General features: G+C 43.6%; 20 protein-coding genes. 2 read left to right on the top strand and 18 right to left on the bottom strand.

Annotated elements, in window-relative coordinates; genetic code table 11:
* Positions 1 to 98: 98 nt before the first annotated feature.
* From KXZ66_RS07745 to KXZ66_RS07675, 15 genes are all read right to left on the bottom strand, one after another.
* Positions 99 to 2,006 (bottom strand): PTS fructose transporter subunit IIABC, encoded by a 1,908-nt coding sequence (locus KXZ66_RS07745; protein ID WP_038829599.1) that lies wholly within the window; start codon positions 2,004 to 2,006, stop codon positions 99 to 101.
* A 14-nt stretch (positions 2,007 to 2,020) separates the two neighbouring features.
* Positions 2,021 to 2,932, bottom strand: a complete 912-nt coding sequence (gene pfkB / locus KXZ66_RS07740; RefSeq protein ID WP_003244923.1) for a 1-phosphofructokinase — start codon at positions 2,930 to 2,932, stop codon at positions 2,021 to 2,023.
* Complete coding sequence (locus KXZ66_RS07735) at positions 2,929 to 3,684, bottom strand: DeoR/GlpR family DNA-binding transcription regulator (RefSeq protein ID WP_043857424.1); 756 nt, start codon at positions 3,682 to 3,684, stop codon at positions 2,929 to 2,931. Before KXZ66_RS07735 ends, pfkB begins: the two co-directional genes overlap by 4 nt.
* Positions 3,685 to 3,963: 279 nt before the next feature.
* On the bottom strand, positions 3,964 to 5,157 hold the full coding sequence (gene skiZ / locus KXZ66_RS07730) for a sporulation-delaying-protein transporter subunit SkiZ (RefSeq protein ID WP_032725619.1): 1,194 nt from the start codon (positions 5,155 to 5,157) through the stop codon (positions 3,964 to 3,966).
* Entirely contained in the window at positions 5,154 to 5,846 is a 693-nt protein-coding gene (gene yknY, locus KXZ66_RS07725; RefSeq protein WP_003232356.1) for an ABC transporter ATP-binding protein YknY, read from the bottom strand. Before yknY ends, skiZ begins: the two co-directional genes overlap by 4 nt.
* On the bottom strand, positions 5,847 to 6,980 hold the full coding sequence (locus KXZ66_RS07720) for an efflux RND transporter periplasmic adaptor subunit (protein WP_085186124.1): 1,134 nt from the start codon (positions 6,978 to 6,980) through the stop codon (positions 5,847 to 5,849). It lies immediately after the preceding gene.
* Positions 6,981 to 6,984: 4 nt separating this feature from the next.
* Complete coding sequence (gene yknW / locus KXZ66_RS07715; RefSeq protein ID WP_049139886.1) at positions 6,985 to 7,680, bottom strand: YknW family membrane protein; 696 nt, start codon at positions 7,678 to 7,680, stop codon at positions 6,985 to 6,987.
* A gap of 109 nt (positions 7,681 to 7,789) precedes the next feature.
* Positions 7,790 to 9,604, bottom strand: coding sequence for an ABC transporter ATP-binding protein (locus KXZ66_RS07710; protein WP_151870255.1), 1,815 nt, complete (start codon positions 9,602 to 9,604; stop codon positions 7,790 to 7,792).
* 11 nt (positions 9,605 to 9,615) lie between these two features.
* Entirely contained in the window at positions 9,616 to 11,373 is a 1,758-nt protein-coding gene (locus KXZ66_RS07705) for an ABC transporter ATP-binding protein (protein WP_038829592.1), read from the bottom strand.
* A 223-nt stretch (positions 11,374 to 11,596) separates the two neighbouring features.
* Positions 11,597 to 11,830, bottom strand: coding sequence for a molybdopterin converting factor subunit 1 (gene moaD, locus KXZ66_RS07700; protein WP_049139881.1), 234 nt, complete (start codon positions 11,828 to 11,830; stop codon positions 11,597 to 11,599).
* A gap of 1 nt (position 11,831) precedes the next feature.
* Entirely contained in the window at positions 11,832 to 12,296 is a 465-nt protein-coding gene (locus KXZ66_RS07695) for a molybdenum cofactor biosynthesis protein MoaE (protein ID WP_049139880.1), read from the bottom strand.
* Positions 12,296 to 12,817, bottom strand: coding sequence for a molybdopterin-guanine dinucleotide biosynthesis protein B (gene mobB, locus KXZ66_RS07690; RefSeq protein WP_049139878.1), 522 nt, complete (start codon positions 12,815 to 12,817; stop codon positions 12,296 to 12,298). Before mobB ends, KXZ66_RS07695 begins: the two co-directional genes overlap by 1 nt.
* Complete coding sequence (gene glp, locus KXZ66_RS07685; RefSeq protein ID WP_049139877.1) at positions 12,778 to 14,070, bottom strand: molybdopterin molybdotransferase MoeA; 1,293 nt, start codon at positions 14,068 to 14,070, stop codon at positions 12,778 to 12,780. Before glp ends, mobB begins: the two co-directional genes overlap by 40 nt.
* 17 nt (positions 14,071 to 14,087) lie before the next feature.
* Positions 14,088 to 15,107: a molybdopterin-synthase adenylyltransferase MoeB gene (locus KXZ66_RS07680; RefSeq protein ID WP_049139875.1), complete on the bottom strand. Its 1,020-nt coding sequence runs from the start codon at positions 15,105 to 15,107 to the stop codon at positions 14,088 to 14,090.
* Positions 15,108 to 15,157: 50 nt separating this feature from the next.
* The gene (locus tag KXZ66_RS07675; protein ID WP_049139873.1) at positions 15,158 to 15,757 is read right to left on the bottom strand and encodes a molybdenum cofactor guanylyltransferase; all 600 of its coding nucleotides are present in this window, start codon (positions 15,755 to 15,757) and stop codon (positions 15,158 to 15,160) included.
* Positions 15,758 to 15,893: 136 nt separating this feature from the next.
* On the opposite strand from KXZ66_RS07675, the gene cse15 reads away from it, so the two are divergent.
* The gene (cse15, locus tag KXZ66_RS07670; RefSeq protein ID WP_049139871.1) at positions 15,894 to 16,859 is read left to right on the top strand and encodes a spore protein Cse15; all 966 of its coding nucleotides are present in this window, start codon (positions 15,894 to 15,896) and stop codon (positions 16,857 to 16,859) included.
* Positions 16,860 to 16,899: 40 nt separating this feature from the next.
* Here the strand turns inward: cse15 and rok are convergent, their stop codons facing one another.
* The 3 genes from rok to ahpA all read right to left on the bottom strand — a co-directional run bounded on the left by rok (position 16,900) and on the right by ahpA (position 19,009).
* Positions 16,900 to 17,484: a transcriptional regulator Rok gene (gene rok, locus KXZ66_RS07665; RefSeq protein ID WP_014113628.1), complete on the bottom strand. Its 585-nt coding sequence runs from the start codon at positions 17,482 to 17,484 to the stop codon at positions 16,900 to 16,902.
* Between the two features lie 465 nt (positions 17,485 to 17,949).
* Complete coding sequence (gene ykuV / locus KXZ66_RS07660; protein ID WP_014476671.1) at positions 17,950 to 18,396, bottom strand: thiol-disulfide oxidoreductase YkuV; 447 nt, start codon at positions 18,394 to 18,396, stop codon at positions 17,950 to 17,952.
* 70 nt (positions 18,397 to 18,466) lie between these two features.
* The gene (gene ahpA, locus KXZ66_RS07655) at positions 18,467 to 19,009 is read right to left on the bottom strand and encodes a biofilm-specific peroxidase AhpA (protein ID WP_003245371.1); all 543 of its coding nucleotides are present in this window, start codon (positions 19,007 to 19,009) and stop codon (positions 18,467 to 18,469) included.
* A 236-nt stretch (positions 19,010 to 19,245) separates the two neighbouring features.
* On the opposite strand from ahpA, the gene mscT reads away from it, so the two are divergent.
* On the top strand, positions 19,246 to 20,049 hold the full coding sequence (mscT, locus tag KXZ66_RS07650; RefSeq protein WP_003244994.1) for a small-conductance mechanosensitive channel protein MscT: 804 nt from the start codon (positions 19,246 to 19,248) through the stop codon (positions 20,047 to 20,049).
* Positions 20,050 to 20,083: the final 34 nt, after the last annotated feature.

Below are 20,083 nucleotides of genomic sequence, written 5' to 3'. Positions count from 1 at the left end.
TACTTTATCATAAAAAAGAATAAAATACATAACTTAACCGCGCTCCCTGCCGGCCGGATAAGAAAAAGCGTCCTTTCGAACCAAGGACGCTTTTTTTCTTATTTTTCTGTAACAGGTTTTTTGACGATACCGAGGATAATTGCCATCACGACAGCACCGATCACGATACTTAAAAGGTAAAGCATCGGATGGTTTGTAATGAAAGCTACGAATACTCCTCCATGAGGCGCCGGAAGCGTTACTCGGAAGAATTCAGTTAATCCGCCGGCAACAGCTGCACCGACTACAGCAGCTGGTATGACGCGAAGCGGATCAGCCGCAGCAAATGGGATCGCTCCCTCTGTTACGAAAGCAGCTCCCATGAAATAGCATGTAATACCAGCTTCACGGTCACGCTGAGTGAATTTGTTTCTGAAAATGGTTGTTGCAAGTGCGATACCAAGCGGAGGAACCATACCGCCGGCCATGATTGCTGCATGAGGCGCATAGTTGCCTGCATCGATCATGGCGATACCGAACGTAAAGGCTGCTTTATTAAGCGGGCCACCCATATCGATCGCCATCATGCCGCCCAAGATAATACCCATTAACACAAGATTTCCAGTACCAAGGCTTTCAAGCCAGTTTGTTAAGAAATTCATAAATGCCGCTACAGGTGTATTGACGACAAATTGCATTAATACGCCAGTGATAAAAATACCGAACAGCGGGTAAATCAAAACAGGTTTTAATCCATCAAGTGACTGAGGGATAAACGTAAATACTTTTTTCAGTAAAATCACGACATAACCGGCAAGGAATCCGGCAATTAAGCCGCCTAAGAATCCAGCATTCGCTTGAGTAGCCATAAAACCGCCGACCATACCAGGCGCAAAACCAGGACGATCTGCAATACTCATCGCAATGAAACCGGCCAGAACTGCAACAATCAGTTTTAATGCATTGTCGCCGCCGATAAAGTTTAATGCTGCTGCAAACGTGTTGTAGCTAGGATCATTCGGATCAGCAGAGTGAATTCCCCAGAAGAATGAAATCGCAACGAGAATACCGCCGCCGACTACGAACGGAAGCATGTTGCTGACACCGCTCATCAGGTGCTTATAAAACGCGTTTCCGATACCGCTTCCAGACTTGCCTCTCGCTTCTTCATCATCGTTTGAAGCTGCTGAACCGCCGCCGCTGCCTTGATAAATCGGCGCATCTTGATTCATCGCTTTTTCGATAAGCTCTTGCGGACGTCTGATACCCGCCGTTACAGGAACTTGAAGTACGCGCTTGCCTTTAAAACGTTCCATTTCAACCTGCTTGTCCGCTGCGACAATGATTGCAGGGGCATCTTCGATTTCTTGGGCAGTGAGCTTGTGCTTAATGCCGCTTGACCCATTTGTTTCGACCTTAATTTCCACTCCAAGCTCTTTCGCTTTTTCTTTAAGGGCATCCGCAGCCATGAATGTATGGGCAATACCTGTCGGACATGCAGTAACCGCTAAAATTTTTCCTTTTCCGGCAGGTGCTGGTGCCGCTTCTTCTTCTTCTTCCTCTTCGTCATCATCTTTATCGTGCTGATTAATAATGTCGATGATGGCATCTTCAGACTCAGCTTCAAGGAGCTGCTTACGGATTTCTTCACGCATTAACAGCGTTGAAAGTCTTGACAATGCTTCAAGGTGAGTGTTGTTTGCGCCTTCAGTCGCCGCGATCATGAACACTAAGTGAGCCGGCTGGCCGTCTAATGATTCATAATCGACGCCGTCTTTTGAACGTCCGAACGCGATCGCCGGGTTGATAACGCTTGCCGTTTTCGCATGGGGGATAGCGATTCCTTCACCGATACCCGTGGAGCTTTGGCTTTCGCGATTTAAAATGGCTTCTTTATAGGCTTGTCGGTCATTTAACTTTCCAGCCTTATCAAGAACAGTGACCATTTCGTCAATAACATTTTCTTTTTCTTTGCTCTCAATATTAAGCTTTATCGTATGCTTCGTTAAAAGCTCAGTTATTTTCACTTGTGTTTCCTCCTCTATAGACGTGTGACCTTAACTTCAGGAAGAAGCTGCTGGACAAATTCTTCTGTTCCAAGTTCTTCAGAGAACGCGGTAGCACTGCCTGAAGTAACTCCTAAGCGGAATGCTTCTTCAAGCGGCAGCTGTTTGGAAATTCCGGCAAGGAAACCTGCAACAACGGAATCCCCTGCTCCGACTGAGTTTACCAATTTCCCCTTTGGCACGTTAGCAAAATAAACAGCTTCGTTCGTAAACAGAAGCGCTCCGTCTCCGGCCATTGATACAATTACATGTTCAGCGCCTTGTTCTACAAGCTTTTTCCCATAAGGAACAGCTTCCTCAACAGATGTAATGGCCGTGCCGAACATTTCTCCAAGCTCATGATGATTTGGCTTCATCAAAAATGGTTTCATTTCTGTTGCTTTCAAAAGAGCCTCGCCTGAGATATCCAGAACAACTCGTGCGTTCTGCTGTTTGCAGGCCTCTGCGATTTTTTCATAAGTATCGTGAGGGAGTGAAGATGGAATGCTTCCTGCAAGAACGACGATATCTCCCTCTTGCAAAGATTGGAACTGTTCTAAAAAGGCTTTGAAATCTTCATCCGAAATTGTCGGTCCCTGCCCGTTAATTTCAGTTTCATCACCAGTTTTCAGCTTTACATTGATACGGGTATCCCCTTTTACTTCAGAAAAAGCTGTTTCCAGGTTTTCTTCCCGTAAAAATGTTTTGATATATTCTCCGGTAAATCCGCCGACGAATCCGAGCGCTTTAGACGCCACATGGTGTCTTTTCAGCAGTCTCGATACGTTGATGCCTTTGCCCCCTGGATACTTGGTATCATACGAAGAACGGTTCAGGCCTCCTACAGTAAAATCTTCAACGTGAACAATATAATCGACAGATGGATTAAGTGTTACAGTGTAAATCATGGTTTCACTACCTTTACGACAGTTTTTTCTTGGTAATTATCGAATGTAAGCTCTTCAGCGTCAGTCGTAATGATTGTTGCGTCGCCTATTGCGGCGAATGCCGAAAATGAAATTTCTCCGAACTTCGAAGGGTCTGCTAAGACGTAAGCGTGTTTTGCCTGTTTGATCGCTTTCTGTTTTAAAAGGGCCTCATCAGGGTCCGGCGTTGTAAATCCAGCCTCTGTATGGACACCGTTTGTCCCCAGAAAACTCTTGTCAAATCTGTACTGGTCCATGGCAATCAATGAAGCGCCTCCAATAATCGCGCCCGTTCTGTGCTTTACGTATCCTCCAAGCAGATAAAAAGAAATTTCTTTCCTTATTAATGCATCGATATGCATCACCCCGTTTGTGACAACGACAATATCTTTGGTTTTATCCATAAAATCAATCATGTGCAATGTCGTCGTGCCTGCATCAAGGTAAATGCAATCCCCTTCTTCTAAAAGAGAAGCTGCTTTTTCAGCAATCTTCAATTTATCGTGAAGGTTTTTGGATGATTTTTCAAGCATATCGGGTTCAAGTCTGATATCGGAAAGCTTGGCCGCTCCACCATGAACGCGCTTTAAAAAACCGCGTTCTTCAAGTGTCGATAAATCTCTTCTGATTGTTGATTCAGAAGCATTAGTCAGATTTATAAGCTCTTGAATCTTTACCACATCATGCTTTTCTATTTGATCAATAATCAATTGATGCCGTTCAGGAGTTAGCATGCTTCACCTCCTAATGAAAACGTATTCATTTTGAATACAATTTCATTGTAAACGCTATTTTCGGTTTAGGCAACTAAAATCATTCAAATTCATTCAATAACTATCAAAATCTTTCACGTTTCTCCATATTAACGTATGTCTATAGGGTTTGTAAACTGTAAATTCGACAAAAATAAGGACAATTGTACGACATTTTCTTCTTATTTTAATGAAAAAAGTCTTTTATATTCATAGTAGAAATCACTAAACATAAAAAAACCTCATGCATGTTGCATGAGGCTACTCATAACGCAGCGCTTCAATGGGATCAAGCTTTGCAGCTTTATTTGCAGGAAGCATGCCGAAAATAACACCAATGAGCATACTGAACAGCACGCCCCCGCATACAACCTGCCAGGATATGAGTGACGGCCAGCCCGCAATGGCTGAAACAAGCGCGGCCCCTCCGTATCCAATACCAATCCCGACCAGACCGCCAATCAGCGTCAATACGACTGACTCAATTAAAAACTGAGTCAGAATCTGTCCCCTCGTCGCACCGAGGGATTTTCTGATTCCAATTTCCCGTGTCCGTTCTGTGACTGATACGAGCATGATATTCATGACACCGATTCCGCCGACCAAAAGGGAAATACCTGCAATTGAGCCGATAATCGTCGTCATAATTGCCGTTACCTTGCCAATTCCGGCCGCAATCTCCTCCATGTTCATCACTTGATACGAATCCTCTGTGCCATGATTGTCATTTACCAGCTGTGCTGCTTCTTTTCCTGCCGATTTTATGTCGTCTGCTGATTCGACCTGCAATGATACGTTACTGAAATCACTTGTGCCAAAAGAGGATTTCATCATATTAAATGGCACATACATTTCACTTAAACCGAAAGAAAGCAAGCCTGTTTCTTTTTTCAGCACACCGATAATTTCAACGGGCTGTCCGTTTATCCAGACAACTTCACCTAAAGGGGAGGTTTTATCGAACAGTTCTTCAGCCATCTTTTGAGAGATGATTCCGGCTCTATTCCCCGCGAGAAAGTCATTGTCGGTAAATGTTCTGCCGCTTTCGATTTCTAAAGAATTGACAGTCATGTATCCATCATTTATTCCGTTAACCGTAGCATCGGTTTCTTCTTCGTGATAACGCGCTTTCATACTTTCAGAAGTCGAAGCAACGACTTGTTTAATGCCTTCTATTCCTTTTAAACCTTTAATATCGTTTTCTGTAAACGTAGATTCAGCTGCGGCGTTCGGGTTGCTTGCAAGCTCCTCGTCGCTAGGCATATAGTACAGCTCCACAGTATTTCCCGGGCCGCTGATCGACTGCTTCAGCATTTGCTCGCCGCCCTGTCCTACCGCAACGACAACAATGACAGAGCCTACACCAATGATAATGCCGAGCATCGTTAAGATCGAACGCATTTTATGGGCAAGGACAGAGCTTAGAGCCATTCTGATGTTTTCTAACAGGCTCATTCTCCCACACTCCTTTGTCCGGAGCTGGCAGGAACAATGTTTCCGTCACGCACCATGACGATCCGATTCGTGCAATCTGCTACTTCAGGCTCGTGAGTAACCAGAACGATTGTCGTTCCCTCGGCATTTAATGCTGTAAACTGATCCATAATCGCCTCGCTTGTTTTCGTATCCAGCGCGCCGGTCGGTTCATCAGCTAAAATCAATTTCGGCTCATTCACGATCGCCCTCGCAATCGCCACCCGCTGCTTCTGCCCGCCCGACAGCTCGTTGGGCATGTGGAGCATTCGATCGGCTAACCCGACCTTTTCCAATGCTCTCTCAGCCCGCTCTTGACGTTCTTTTTTGCCTATCCCGGAGTAAATCATCGGCAGCTCGACATTTTTTTTTGCGTTCAGCCGCGGAAGAAGCTGAAATTGCTGAAATACAAAACCGATGGACCGGTTACGGACTGCCGCCAGTTCTTTATCTTTATATGAAGAAATGTCTTCGCCGTCCAATTGATATGTACCGGAAGTCGGCCGATCAAGACAGCCGATAATATTCATGATCGTCGATTTTCCTGATCCTGACGGCCCCATAATCGAGACATATTCACCTTGATGAATGTCCAAATCAATAGAATGGAGAACATCAAACGTTTCCTTTCCGATCTGGTAGCTTTTTCGCACATTAGAAAGCTGAATCATTTAAGATTTCACTTCCATTCCGTCAGTCACCTGATCAGATGGATTCAAAATGACTTGATCATCTTGGGTAAGCCCCTCTTTAATTTCTGTCAGGTCATCTGTCACTTCGCCGATTTTGACATCAACTCGCTTTGCTTTTCCGTCTTTTACTGTATACACATAATATTGGTCATCTTCTTTTTTGACTGCCTTTGAAGGAAGCGTATTTGCTTTCCGTTTATCTGTTTCAATATTCATGATAAATTTAAAGCCTGGCTTTCCTTCTGGAAGATTTCCTTTTATTTTCACTTGAAGCGGGTATTGGACCGCCTGTTCTGTTCCTTGTGCCGCAGCGGTCTCCTGCTGATCCGGAACAAGCCCGACTGCGGAAACCGTGCCTTTCCATGTTTTACCCTGTATTACATCTGAAGTGAGTGTGACCTTCTGGCCTTTTTTGACTTTCAATGTATCGTATTCAGACAATTTCCCTGAGACGACAAGGTCTTTTGGGTTGCCGATATGTATGACAGGCTCTTGAATATCTGACTTTTTGGATGCCGCTTCTTGGTTGACAGAAATAACGGTGCCTTCAATTTCGCTTTTCACTTCTAAATCTGACACCCGGTTGGCAAGTGACTGCCGCTGAAGCTCGGTTTGTTTTAATTCGATCTCCGCTGTTTTTTTCTGCATTTGAAGCTCTGTCCGTTCAGATTCGATTTGTTTTTCTGCTTCTTTCTTTCCTACCTGTTTTTCCAGTTCTCTTTCTTTGCTGTCTAAGGCTTTTAACTTTTCTTGAATTTGGTCAATTTGAAGCCGGTTGGATTCAGACGTTAACTGGTTCTGTTCTTTTTCTAGGCTCAGCTGCTCATTTGTATAGGTGACTAAAGGCGTGCCCTTTTTAACTTTATCGCCTTCCTTAACTTTAATGTCTTCTAATGTCCCTTTATCCGCTTCATAAAAGACATACTGTTCATTTGAAAATTTTAGCGTGCCAGGAACCATAACCGTTGATGAGATTTCATTTTCTTCAACGCTCCCCGTCTGTATCTCCTTGCCGGCGCTGCCGCTTGTTGGAGCGGCAGACCGGTATATATTGATTCCAACAAAAAGAGCGACTATAACTGCGATTCCAATTCCGATCCAGACTTTTTTCATGAGCTTATGCACCCGCCACAGAATTGATTAAACCTGAAAAGAATGAAAATACAACTAAAATTCCGAATAGAATGATTGCTGAAATCCACCCGGCTTTTTTGGAGATGCCTCCCGTTTTGTGAAGTCCGATTGCTAATAATACAAAGCTCCAGATGCTGAAAATTTCAAAGGTATTTAACACGCTGGCAAGAGCCCCGTCAGATGGGATAATCCCTGCCAGTGACGTCGTGCTGTAAAGAGGATTCACGTCAGTCGTAAAAGCAACGATTCCATTAACCAATAATCCGAGACTGCTAATCAAAGAGACAAACAGGCCTAGAGAAAGCATTTTTTTATATGTCGTAACACCGCCTGATACTTTTACACAGAGCCAATAAATAAGAGGGGCAATAAATAATGCTGCGATACCGCCGATAATAGCGCCTGCCATTCCGCCAACTTTGGTTATTGTTGCGACAGTTTCCATTTGTTCAGCAGATAGCCCTTGCGTATCCTGGCTTTTCAAAAGCTCACTATAATCCGTACCGAGTGATTGCAGCACGGCACCGACGATGATAATTGCTGCAACAATCAAAAGCGGTCCCCACACAGCCGGCCTTTCTCTTATTCTTTCAAATTGAACGGACGGACTTGTGATTACTCCTAAAAGTGAAGGCTTTTCAGTCGCCGTTCCGCTGTTTTTTTCTACATTCGTTTCCATTTCAAAACCTCCTTGAGAATATCTAACAAATAGTACGGGAAGGATATCAAAAAGTTTCATGTTTTTCTAATAAATTTCCAAAAGCCTTCAATATTGAAGGCTTTTCATATTATTCTATCGCTGTGCTGTATTGCGCTTTCACAAGCCCGGCATAAATGCCTCCTTTAGCAAGCAGCTGATCATGGTTCCCTTCTTCTATTTTCCTGCCGTGATCAAGAACAATGATGCGGTCGGCGTCGCGGATCGTAGACAATCTGTGAGCGATCATCACTGCTGTACGCCCTTTCAGAAGCGTTTTTAACGCTTGCTGAACTTTTACTTCTGTCTCTGTATCAATGCTTGCCGTTGCTTCGTCAAGGATGATAATAGCCGGATCGGCGAGCAATGCTCTTGCAAAGGAAATGAGCTGACGCTGACCGGCAGACAGTACGCTGCCCCTTTCCTCCACCTCTGTTGCGTATCCTTCCGCTAAATCGGAAATAAACTCATCCGCTCCGACCGCTTGGGACGCTTTCATCACCTCTTCATCCGAAGCATTTGGCCTTCCAAAACGAATATTTTCCATGATGGTCCCAGAGAAAATAAATGTATCTTGCAGGACAATGCTGATTTGAGAGCGCAGACTGGCAAGGGAAAGATCCTTAATCGGTATACCGTCTATTTTAATGGTGCCTCCGGTCGCATCATAAAAACGGCTGATTAAATTGGCAATCGTCGTCTTCCCGCTCCCTGTATGCCCGACAAGCGCAAGCGTTGAGCCCGCCGGAATAGAGAAAGAAACGGCGTGAAGGGCTTTTCGTTTTTCATCATACGAAAATTCAACCTCTTCAAAACTGATCTCCCCATTTATCTTTTCATTATGAATGGCATTCGGCTTCTCCTTGACATTTGGCTGTTCGTCCAGAAACTCAAAAATCCGTTCTGATGATGCCATCCCCATTAACAGCTGATTATAGACCTGACCCAGTCTCGAAATAGGTTCCCAAAACATTCCAAGATAGAAAGCAAAAGAAACGAAGACGCCAATCGTAATGGTTTCATTCATGATGAGTGTGGCTCCATACCAAATCAAGACAGCCGTCCCAATCGCATTCGTCATTTCTACAAGCGGACGGAACATGGCATTTTTTCTAGTTGCTTCCCGCCATGATTCGTAGTTCTCCTGATTGACACCGTCAAAATACGCCATGTTTTCTTCTTCCTGCGTAAATGCCTGTGTGACCCGGATGCCCTGAATGCTTTCGTTTAGATGAGAGTTGAGCTTCGATTGCTTTAGCCGTACCGTTTGCCAGGATCGGCGTATTTTTTTTCTGAGACTTGTTGAAATAAAAAACATAATCGGCAATGTCACCATGATGGCTATAGTCAGCTCAGGGCTCAGCGTAAACAAAATGATAATCACGCCGGCCAGAAGCAGCAAGTCGGTCAACAAATTGATGACTCCGCTTGTAAAGAGCTCCTGAAGAGAGTTAATATCATTCATGATCCTGACTAAGATCGATCCCGCCGACCGCTGATCAAAAAATCGATGGGATAAGCGCTGCACATGGGTAAATAAATGCTGTCGCAAATCGTAAATGACATGCTGGCCAAGCTGATTCATCCACCTGATTCTTAACACATTGGCGGCGTAATTGAGGACATATAAACCGCTAATAATAAAAATGAGCTGAATCAGCAGCTCCGGGTTTCTTCCTGTAATCGCTTGATCAAGAACATAAACGCCGATCAGAATGGGGATCACAAGCTTCACAGCAGTGCCAATCAATACGGTGAGAAAAGAAAGCGGCAAAATTGTTTTTCGATATGGTTTGACATAGCTCAGCAGCCGCCACATTTGAGCCCAGTTAAACGGCTTTTCAATGATTTCATCTGAAGAGTAATAGAAACGCTCTAAAATCCCCTGTTTTTTCGTTTGTTTCATTTGGCCCCTCCCTATCCGACCTCATGCGGCTCATTAATCATTTTGACATCACGGTATTGCAAATCGTAAATCTTTTTATAGTAGCCGCCTTTTTCAAGAAGCTCATGATGTGTTCCCCTTTCACGAATGCGTCCTTTATTAAAAACGAGAATTTCATCGGCGTGTTTCAGTGAAGAAATGCGGTGAGCGACGATAAAGGTTGTGCGGTTTTTCATGACTTCTTTTAAGGCAAGCTGTATGCTGTGCTCCGTTTGCATATCTACTGCACTTGTGGCATCATCCAATATTAAAATGCTCGGGTTCAAGCAGATGGCTCTCGCAATGGCAATTCGCTGTTTCTGCCCGCCGGAAAGCCCCATTCCCCTCTCTCCCAGCATGGTGTCATACCCATCAGGAAGCTCCATAATAAAGTTATGAGCCTGCGCCCTTTTTGCCGCTTCGATGACGTCTTCCATTGAGGCATCCGGCCGCCCATACGAAATATTTGATCTAATCGTAGATGAAAACAGGAAGGATTCTTGAAGTACGACCCCGATATTGGAACGAAGGGTTTTTAACGAATAATCTGTGATGGGTTTGTGATCAATGGTAATCATTCCGCTAACAGGACTGTAAAATCTGGTGAGAAGCTGTGTCACTGAGCTTTTGCCTGAACCTGTCGGGCCCAACAGTCCGATTACCTTCCCGCTGTTTGCCTCAAAGCTTACATTGCACAGCGCGTTTGTTTGTTCTTTCCCGTATGCAAGAGAAACATTTTTGAAATGGACATCTCCGGTTAATTTTTGTTTATGCAAAGCATGAGGATGATCTGTAATGTCTTCTTCTTTTTCCAGAATGTCGAGCAGGCGTTCCCCTGACGCTTTTGCTTGAGAGAACATATTGATGACAAAACCTAAGTTCATAATGGGCCACATCATATAATTGACAAGGCTGAAGAAAGCAACAAGCTCGCCGGGATTGAGCTGATTTTGCATAACCAAGTAACCGCCGTATGAGAGAAGAGCTACAATACAAATGTTACCAATGAACTCCATTAAAGGGAAATACGCAGACCAGATGGATGATGTTTGTAAATACTGCGCCCTGTATTCTGCATTGGCTTTATTGAAAGTGCTGATCTGAAAATCTTCCCTTGAAAGAGATTTAACCGTATTAATGCCGCTGATATTTTCCTGAACTTTTGTATTGAGTTTCGCAAACGATTTGCGGATGCCTCTGAAGGCGGGATGGACTCTTTTGTCAAACCGGTATACCGCAACCGCGAGAAATGGCAGAACAGCTATTGTCACAAGCGTGAGAGGAACAGAATAGTAAAACATAACCGACAGGCTGATGGCTACCAGCAGGCCGAAGCGAATGAGCTCAGCGAGACCGTATGATAAGAAAAAACGAAGCCCTTCAACATCAGCAGTCAGCCTGGACATCAAATCTCCTGTTTTCGCGTTATCATAGTAAGAAAAAGAAAGCCGCTGCAGTTTTTCATACAGACCATTTCTCAGCCGATAAACGGATTTGATCCCGAACATATCACCTAAATACTGATGAAAAAAGGTAGCCATTCCTTTCAAAACCATTACCGCAATAAATCCTAAGCTGACCCACGCCGCAAGCTGATACTGCCGTCCCAGTACGATCTCATCAATCGTAATTTGCAGGATAATCGGATAAACGACAGTAATTGCTGTCATCAAAAGCATGGCTAGAAGCGACCACGTAAACACTTTTCTGTACGGCCAATAATACATTTTTAATCTTTTAAATGTCTCCATATCCAGCACCTTTCCAACATTTATCATCTTCACTATATCGATACCCGAAATAAATTTCTATTATTTTTCAAAATTTCAGTCTAATTATGGAGTGAGTCTCTTACTTTATAGGGAGTAACATATGTAGAATAAACGCTTACAGAAAATCATTGTATGCTGAGGATACTTGGGGATATGCCAATGAAATACAGAAAAACCGGACGGCTGAAATGCCGTCCGGTTTTCATCCCCCGCTGACCGGCGGTATGATGGCTACCGTGTCACCCGAAGATATAGAGGTATTTTCTTTTACATAGCTTTCGTTAACGGCAATCATAGCCGTATCAATAGATTCAAGACCGTATTGTTCTTTTAGACTCGCTTTTATTTCATCTGTGGTTGCTTGTTCCACATCTATTTCTATTGCTTGTGTACCGGCCTGTTCAGCCAGTCCTGCAAATAAAAGAATTTTAATCATGCTACTCTCCCTCGCTTAGGTCTGGTTTTCCGTTCGGATAAGCTGTTGTTTCTAGCTGGTCGCCGATCCATTGCTCACCGTCTTCCCAAATTTCTTTTTTCCAAATCGGCACAATCTGTTTAATGCGTTCAATCGCATACTCATTGGCTTCATATGAGGCTTTTCGATGGGGAGAAGATACAGCAATCACTACCGCTGCTTCACCGATATCGAGCACACCTATACGGTGCGTGATCGCAGCTGAGGCACCTTCCCATTTTTCTTCGATTTCAGCGCCGATTTGAGCAAGCATTTGCACGGCCATCGGTTCATATGCCTCATATTCAAGCCGAACCGTTCTTTTTCCGTTTGTCCATTCCCGAACCGTACCAATAAATGTTGTAATGGCTCCTGCTTCCCGTTTCTCCACTTTTTTGATGATTTTTTCAGTATTAATGGGTGTTTTCGTAATCTCAAACCGTTCCATTATGCAGATTCCCCCTTCAGCTGTGAAAGCACAAAATCCACGGCAACCGGATCATCCGCATGAAAAACGGGTAATCCCTGATGCTCTGTCATTTGCTCTTTTTTTCTATAGATGATGGCGATTATATTTACTGCTTGCAGCGCTTCCAGATCTTCCTTTTCACTTAGGATAACCACTTTAGGATAAGGGGCTTTTTTAAAGCCTTCAATCAGAAGACAATCTGTTTCGAGAAATTGGTATAACTCGATCAGCCGTGCCAAATCCCAATTGCGGCGGGCAGTCAGCTGTAACACACCAGCGCCTTCTACCGCTGTTACATCAGCACCTGCCGCCTTGTAACGGTCCGTGTCTTTTCCTTCCGTGAGCGTTTGCGGTTCACCGCCGTGACCATGATGCTTCAGGCAGCCCAAATGGACTCCCTGTTCAGAGGCTTTTTCAAGAATGCGCTCAATAAACGTTGTTTTCCCGCTGTTTTGAAATCCTACAACTTGGACGATCGGGAAAGGACGGACCAAGGCCATTCACTTCCATTCTCTTCTCTGATGAGCAGTACTTGAACCGTTCTGCCAGATTCGTAGCCTCGCGTGCCGCCCGGCAGGATAATAAATGCATTGGCATCTGCAAGTGATGTGACAGAGCTCGACTTATCTAAGCCAACGGGTGTCGCCAACAGCTTCCCTTCCTGATGGTGCACGAGCGCACGAACAAATCGGGTAAATGGGTTCGGCTTCGGAAAATCCTTGGTCAAAACAGCTTCCGCACAAATTGAATGCGGTGTTTCATTGAGCAGCCATGTCTGGATTATCGGTTTGACAAACAGTTCAAAACCAACATAGCATGCCGACGGATTACCTGAAAGGCCAAACAGCAGCATATCGTTTGCATGCGCCACCGTTGTCACGCTGCCCGGGCGCATGGCAACTTTATTAAACAGCACGTCCGCTCCGAGTTTTTCATAGATCGCAGGCAAAAAGTCAAAGTCACCGACTGACACACCTCCAGTTGTGATCAGGAAGTCCACCTTTTTCATCGCTTCTTTAACTGCAGCAAAGCTTTTATCCAATTCATCAGAGATTTTCCCTAAATAAAGCGGTGTTGCGCCTGCTTCTATCGCTTGCGCATATACCATACTCGCATTGCTGTTGCGGATTTTTCCCGATTCAAGCGGATCACTGACATTCAGCAATTCGGTACCGGTTGCGATAATCCCGACTACAGGCTTTCTCACGACAGGCACAGATGCGTATCCGAATGTTGCCAAAAGAGCCGTCACTCCTGGTGTCACCCGGGTGCCCTTTGTCAGTAAAACACTCCCTTTTTGAGCGTCCTCACCTGTTTTTGAAATATTATCCCCCGTCTGAAAGCGGCGTTTTAAAGACATAAATGACTTCCCATTCTCCTCAAAGGTTTGAGTCAGTTCAATCATGACGACTGCATCTGCCCCTTCAGGGATTTGCGCGCCAGTCATAATCCGCACGGCCTGAAACGGGCCAAGTTTTTTTTCAGATACTGCTCCCGCTCCAATATGGTCAATAACTTCAAACCGAACTGGGTTTTCACGTGAAGCTTTTGCCGTATCGCACGCTCTGACAGCAAAACCATCGTATGGCGAACGGTCAAACGCAGGTACGTGGTGATCCGCAGTTATATCTTCGGCTAAAAACCGATGAAGGCTGTCTTCAAGCGCCACCCATTCTGTTTCACCTTGTTTTTGAAAATGGCAGACACGCCGAACTGCCTCGTCTACCGGTATCGGTGTTCTTTTCTCCAGCATTCTGACCCCTCCTGTTGTTACAGTCCAATCACTCTTGCCAACACGGAGTTGGCTTCTTTCACATCATTTGTTCCATGCACCAGTGCCCGTCCGTCATTGAAAATGACAATTCTGAAATCCTCGTAAAAAATATGCAGCAAAAACGCATTAGCCTCGACCTTGCCGATTGTTTTCAGCCGCTTAATGAGCTCCTGTTTCGGGATTCTTTTTAATGATTCTGACCTTACCTGCACTGTGTCACGGCCGCATAGAACAGCAGCTTTTGGTGTGTTCCAATCCTGAAGATAAGGATATACCGCATTAGCTCCGCAAGATGGGCATTCCTCACGGCGTACATGATTAACGTTAATCTTCATATGCGAATTGTTCCAGACATCAAATGTCACAAAACCCCGCTGTATTGCTTCTTTTTGGCCGGTTAACAGCTTTAATGCCTCAGCCTGCTGATATGCTGAAACGATATGCACAGCAGGCGGAATAATGCCGGCAGTATCACACGTCGCCCCGCCGACAGGAATTTGCTCAAACAAACAAGACAGACAAGGGGTTTCTCCGGGAATGACAGTCATGAACATTCCCTGGCTGCTTACACAGGCGCCATAGACCCAAGGTGTCTTTGTTTTCTGGGCAAGATCGTTTATCAGCATGCGGGTTTCAAAATTATCTGTCGCGTCGATCACGACATCTGCTTTTTCAATCAGCGGCTCAAGCGTTTCGGCTGTTCCTTCGGTAACATACGCCTCAATATGTATCTCGCTGTTAATCGCTGATAGATGCTCTTTGGCAGCCATGGCTTTCGGCATGCGGAGTTTGGCATCGCTTTCTGTATAAAGCTGCTGCCTTTGAAGATTGCTCCACTCCACATAGTCACGGTCAATAATGGTAATAGTACCGACTCCCGCTCTCGAAAGCCCTTCAGCTCCTGCAGTGCCGAGCGCTCCCGCTCCGACAATCAGCACATGGCTGTCTGCCAGTCGTTTCTGGCCCTCTACCCCAATTTGCTTAAATCTGATTTGCCGTGAATAACGTTCCTCCATCAAACCTGTTCTCCTTATCTTTTATGTCATCTTATCATGTTATTGCCCCGTCAGTCCCGCTTGAGGGAGTTCGATTTTTCTTCCAAACAGCTAAAATCATCACGTGTATTAATGTTGATAAACTCTGCCGGGTTTGCTCCGATATTTTCAGCCTGTACGTAACAAACCGAAATTCTGCCTAATAAATCTGATATTCTCAACCTCTTCTCAGAAAGCTGATCGTATAGAACCGGCATGATACGTTTGTGGTAAATCGCAATCAATGGCTGCACTTGTCCGTCTGAAATTGGGACTGCCGCGTCAGCACCGGCAGTCATCAGACGTTTGAGCTCCAGTATCGTCCTTCTTTGTATCAGCGGTGTGTCACAGGAAAGAACAGTATAAAGATCACCGTCTGTCTTTTTAAAAGCGGTATATATACCAGCCAATGGCCCCATGCCTTGAAATGGCTCAGCATCTTGATACACTTCATTTTCACCGTTTTCTTGAAATCTATCAATAAATTCGGGACGGCTGATGATAACCGTTTGTTCTCCAAGTGCCTCTTTAGCGCATTCGTAAAGCATCCTGCCCTTCCATTTGACAAACGCCTTCGGTTCTCCAAATCGCCGCGAGGCTCCCCCTGCCAGCAGTACGTTTACATGCTTCATATCATCTCACCTCTAGTTTCGTTAAAAGCATAGCAAAAGCAAAGGCTCAACGCTACTGCTTGTCTGTTTATTAAAGAGGAATAGCTGTTCAGTATTTGCATATTGTAGTGTTAACATCATGAGGGAGATGGTTCGAATGAAAAGATCAGGTCCTTTTTTCCACGACGTGTCTCAGGAGAACCTTTATTTAAAATCCGAGCTTTCAAGGTGCCATAAGCTGATTTCTGAACTTGAAGCAAGCTACTTTCATCAGAAAAATAACAAATTGCTCAAAGAAAATACCGATATGAAAGAAAAACTCCAGCAGCTGTCTGCCGAATTAACACATATGTCAACAAAAGAAAAACATGCCTCCCACACCAGCCAAACCCTGCACCAAATAAGAGCTGAACTGCTTGATAAAATCGTTGTTTTGCAAGAGCTTCTATCTGTTGAAACCTATAAACGCAGAGCCGAAATCGAAGAAAAACATAAACTTCATATTGCTAAAGTCAAAATCGAAGAAGAAAATAAAAATCTTCATAAACGGATCAGCGAACTTCAAGCCTCAATTGAGCAAGAACAAAATGCACTGCTTCAGGCAAAACAGCAAGCCGAATTGATAAAAGCCGAAAACGGGCGTCTAAAAGAGCAAATGGTAGAAAAAGAATATCAGCTAAAACATATTAAAATAGAAGTTGATCATATGAAAGATCGAATCATAGAAACGAAAGAAAGACTGCTAGACATAGAAAAAACGAAAGAAAAATTATTTCACGAAACTATTATATCGTATAAACGGCAGCTTGATGAAAGCGATGCCTGGATTGCTTCTCATTTTGCTGATATTGATGGCGGCACAAAACAAAAAGAAAAAACGGAAGAAGAAGCTCCAGCGGCCTACGCGCAGCCATATCATGTAGAGACCATCCTTGAAGATGTCACCAAACAGATACATGTGCTCCAAAAACAGCTTGCCCGCGCCCAATCATCAGACCAGGCCAAGAGCCATACAATCGAAGAGCTGAAAAACAGAGCCGCTGAAGAAAAGCCTTATCAAAAGTGGGTGTATAAGCTTAATCTTGAAAAAGAAAACAAACCTTCACAGAAAAAACCTCAATAAAAAAACTGCTTGAGCGATGCCAAGCAGTTTTTCTTTATATTTATTCATTAGCTGATTCAGCTGATTCTGCAGATTCGATTTCACCCTCTAAAATGTACTGCCCGCGATATGGTTTTTTCACTTCCGGGTACATTTTAATTAAGCTTTGCATAAACGTTGTCATATTAGGGATTTCAAGACCGCTTTCTTTTTCAATCTCTTTTTGAAGCTCGGAGCTCTTAATCGCCGCGTTGTGGCGTTTTAATGTTTTAATAGCAGCTTCACGCAGCTTCGCTGCTTTTGATCCCGGTCTTGCCGTTCCTCTTCTTCTTCGTGTTGTTCCGTCTGGTATACCGGCAGGAAGAGAGGAAATAGATTGAAGCTGAGGCTGGACAGACTGCTGCTGTGATTGCGGCTGATAGCTTCTGATTTCCTGAGCCGCAAGCTCAGCGAGAACCGGCAGAGAGTCAGGTTTTTTTTCAGAACGGAAATCCTTTTTGATTTCGGAAGGGCTTCCATTTCTGTCCAGCTCTCTTAATTTTGCGTATATTTTATCACGTTCAATTTGATATTCACGAATGACTTTCACTTCAGCTTCATTTAATTGTTCTAACCGCAAGCGCAAAGCTTCTCTTTCATTAAACATTCCTCAATGTACCCCCTATCAAAATTAACATCTTTAATTAAGATATTAGATTACAAAAGTAATTTTATCAACTATTATTTTAGCATTTTACTATTATATTTACTCTATGAAAAATTCCTTATTTTCTGAAAATGTTTTATTTTTCAAAAGAGTCCTTTATTCTCAAGGGATTAAGGGGCTTTCTAGTTTATTTGGTATAATGTTGAAAATATATATTTTACTTACTTCTTTAAAGAAATTTAGTGTAATATCTACAATTTTCGAGTTATGAGATATGAGATTTATCTAAAATTGAGGAAAAACATCAAAAATTAGCTGTGTTTTCTAGCGTATCAATCAAACAAACCATCAATTCCTATACCCAAATTTGGAAAAATAAGCTTCTTACTCTTCTTCCATTGCTTTTTGCACAAATAAAAAACCTGATGTGATCAGGTTTTTAGGAAATACTATTTAGTCAGATACCTATTCCGTTTCAGCCAGAACGCGGTTCACACGTTTTTCAAGCATTTTCATACCGCTCCCGCCGGCTTGGAAGTGACGGAGCTGTCCTGTTTTATCAAACACATAATACGCAGGTACGTATTCATTTTCAAATGCATCGGTTAAAGCATGGTCACTGTCAACAAAAATCGGCTGAGTGATATCGTGTTCAGCGGCTGTTTCTTTAATTTTACCAAGGTCAAGATCATCTTCGGAACGGGGCATATGCACAGCTACAACATTCAGTTGATCTTTATATTTATCACGAAATTCATTCACTTGCGGCATCGCTTCTTTGCACAAGTGGCAGCTGATGGACCAGAAATGAATAAGCGTCGGCTTTTCCCCAATCAATTGCTCTCTCGTCACTTCACCATTTAACCAAGCTTTTTCTCCCGTCAATTCCGGCATGGGCTGACGTAATTTCATTGCTTTTTCCCTCCTATTTAACAGAGTGGCCTAACGAATATGCTAGACCGCTTTTCGTTCTTGGAAAGAATTAAAGTGTTTTTTGGCCTGGTTTCCAGTTAGCCGGACAGAGTCCGCCAGTTTGCAGCGCCTGGAGAACACGAAGCGTTTCATCAACATCACGCCCAATATTGTTATGGAAAACAGTTTGATATTGAAGCTCCCCTTCAGGATTAATAATAAACAATCCGCGCAAAGCCACACCTTCTTCTTCGATTAAAACGCCATATTCCCGGGATACCTCATGGTTTGTATCAGCAGCAAGCGGGTATTTCAGCTGGCCAAGACCGTTTTCTTTGCGGTCTGTATTGATCCAAGCTAAATGAGTATGGATGGTATCAGTTGAAACCCCGATGACTTCTGCATCAAGATCTTCGAACTCGTCATAGCGGTCAGACATTGCTGTAATTTCTGTCGGACAAACAAAAGTGAAATCCATTGGATAGAAGAACAGCACTGTCCATTTGTCGTTTTTCATGTTTTCCTCAAGACTTACTTTGCCGAATTCTTTGCTTGCAAGGACTGCTTCCATTTCAAAACGAGGAGCTTGTTTACCTACCATACGTTCTGCCATATGTATCCCTCCAATTTATTGTTTGGCTTAAAGGTCAAAATCGCATGAAAATAAAGGGTGATTAACCATTTTTAGTTATATTGCAATGCCATTATATAAAAGCAGATTTCCTGAGTCAATTTTTAACAAATCATGTATGTCTTTGGCTTCGACATTTTTGAATAAAACGTTTAACATGGTCATGTACAGGGTAACTAGTCTCAATGTGCAGCAATCAATTAGAAAAGGAGCTCAACATGGACTTTATTAAACAATATGATTGGGCGGGACTGATTACAAATGCCGGTGTTCTGCTCATTAAACTCGCCATTATGATATTGCTCTATTTTATCGTTCGATCATTAGGCATGAAAATCATTAAACATCTGTTTGCAAAATTCGAGGAGCAGAATAGCTTGTCTATCGGACGTGCACATACGCTCCGAAGCCTGACTCTTAACATATTTGCTTATACATTGATTTTCATATTTTTCGTCATGGTTCTAGATTTGTTTCATTATGATCCAAGCGCTCTTTTAGCGGGGGCAGGAATCGTCGGCCTGGCTGTCGGATTTGGCGCCCAAGGGCTTGTCAGTGATATCGTGACAGGTTTTTTTATTTTGCTTGAGAAACAATTGGATGTCGGAGATTATATTACCGTTTCCACCTTTGACGGAATTGTCGAGCAGGTTGGCTTAAGGACAACTCAAATCCGCAGCTTTGACGGAACACTGCATTACATCCCCAACAGAAACATCACAAACGTGAGCAATCATTCTCGTGGTACCATGCAGGCTCTTGTTGACATTAAAGTGCCGGCTGAAAGAAATATTGATGAAATGATTCATATTTTACAGCAGGTTTGTGATGAAACGGCAGCGGCTCTTCCACAAATAAAAGAAGGCCCAAATGTCATCGGGATTCAAGAACTGGGGACTTCTGAAATTGTAATCAGGGTCATTGCCAAAACAGAAAATATGGAACAGTGGCGAGTCGAACGAGTGTTGAGAAAAGAAATAAAGAACGCGTTCGACCGCGCTTTCCCTAAAGAAACAGAATAAATAAAAGAACCGAAGCTTTTTGCTTCGGTTTTTT

This window comes from Bacillus sp. LJBS17 (assembly GCF_019334685.1).
GTDB classification, from domain to species: Bacteria; Bacillota; Bacilli; order Bacillales; family Bacillaceae; genus Bacillus; species Bacillus subtilis.
The sequence above is the reverse complement of the archived record's forward strand: the minus strand, read 5'-3'. Positions and strand labels throughout refer to the sequence as shown.

Excerpts from the sequence above, each read along its gene's own strand:
- pfkB (WP_003244923.1), bottom strand. The coding sequence starts at position 2,932 with ATGATTTACACTGTAACACTTAATCCATCTGTCGATTATATTGTTCAC.
- KXZ66_RS07735 (WP_043857424.1), bottom strand. The coding sequence starts at position 3,684 with ATGCTAACTCCTGAACGGCATCAATTGATTATTGATCAAATAGAAAAG.
- skiZ (WP_032725619.1), bottom strand. The coding sequence starts at position 5,157 with ATGAGCCTGTTAGAAAACATCAGAATGGCTCTAAGCTCTGTCCTTGCC.
- yknY (WP_003232356.1), bottom strand. The coding sequence starts at position 5,846 with ATGATTCAGCTTTCTAATGTGCGAAAAAGCTACCAGATCGGAAAGGAA.
- KXZ66_RS07720 (WP_085186124.1), bottom strand. The coding sequence starts at position 6,980 with ATGAAAAAAGTCTGGATCGGAATTGGAATCGCAGTTATAGTCGCTCTT.
- yknW (WP_049139886.1), bottom strand. The coding sequence starts at position 7,680 with ATGGAAACGAATGTAGAAAAAAACAGCGGAACGGCGACTGAAAAGCCT.
- KXZ66_RS07710 (WP_151870255.1), bottom strand. The coding sequence starts at position 9,604 with ATGAAACAAACGAAAAAACAGGGGATTTTAGAGCGTTTCTATTACTCT.
- KXZ66_RS07705 (WP_038829592.1), bottom strand. The coding sequence starts at position 11,373 with ATGGAGACATTTAAAAGATTAAAAATGTATTATTGGCCGTACAGAAAA.
- moaD (WP_049139881.1), bottom strand. The coding sequence starts at position 11,830 with ATGATTAAAATTCTTTTATTTGCAGGACTGGCTGAACAGGCCGGTACA.
- KXZ66_RS07695 (WP_049139880.1), bottom strand. The coding sequence starts at position 12,296 with ATGGAACGGTTTGAGATTACGAAAACACCCATTAATACTGAAAAAATC.
- mobB (WP_049139878.1), bottom strand. The coding sequence starts at position 12,817 with ATGGCCTTGGTCCGTCCTTTCCCGATCGTCCAAGTTGTAGGATTTCAA.
- glp (WP_049139877.1), bottom strand. The coding sequence starts at position 14,070 with ATGCTGGAGAAAAGAACACCGATACCGGTAGACGAGGCAGTTCGGCGT.
- KXZ66_RS07680 (WP_049139875.1), bottom strand. The coding sequence starts at position 15,107 with ATGGAGGAACGTTATTCACGGCAAATCAGATTTAAGCAAATTGGGGTA.
- KXZ66_RS07675 (WP_049139873.1), bottom strand. The coding sequence starts at position 15,757 with ATGAAGCATGTAAACGTACTGCTGGCAGGGGGAGCCTCGCGGCGATTT.
- cse15 (WP_049139871.1), top strand. The coding sequence starts at position 15,894 with ATGAAAAGATCAGGTCCTTTTTTCCACGACGTGTCTCAGGAGAACCTT.
- rok (WP_014113628.1), bottom strand. The coding sequence starts at position 17,484 with ATGTTTAATGAAAGAGAAGCTTTGCGCTTGCGGTTAGAACAATTAAAT.
- ykuV (WP_014476671.1), bottom strand. The coding sequence starts at position 18,396 with ATGAAATTACGTCAGCCCATGCCGGAATTGACGGGAGAAAAAGCTTGG.
- ahpA (WP_003245371.1), bottom strand. The coding sequence starts at position 19,009 with ATGGCAGAACGTATGGTAGGTAAACAAGCTCCTCGTTTTGAAATGGAA.
- mscT (WP_003244994.1), top strand. The coding sequence starts at position 19,246 with ATGGACTTTATTAAACAATATGATTGGGCGGGACTGATTACAAATGCC.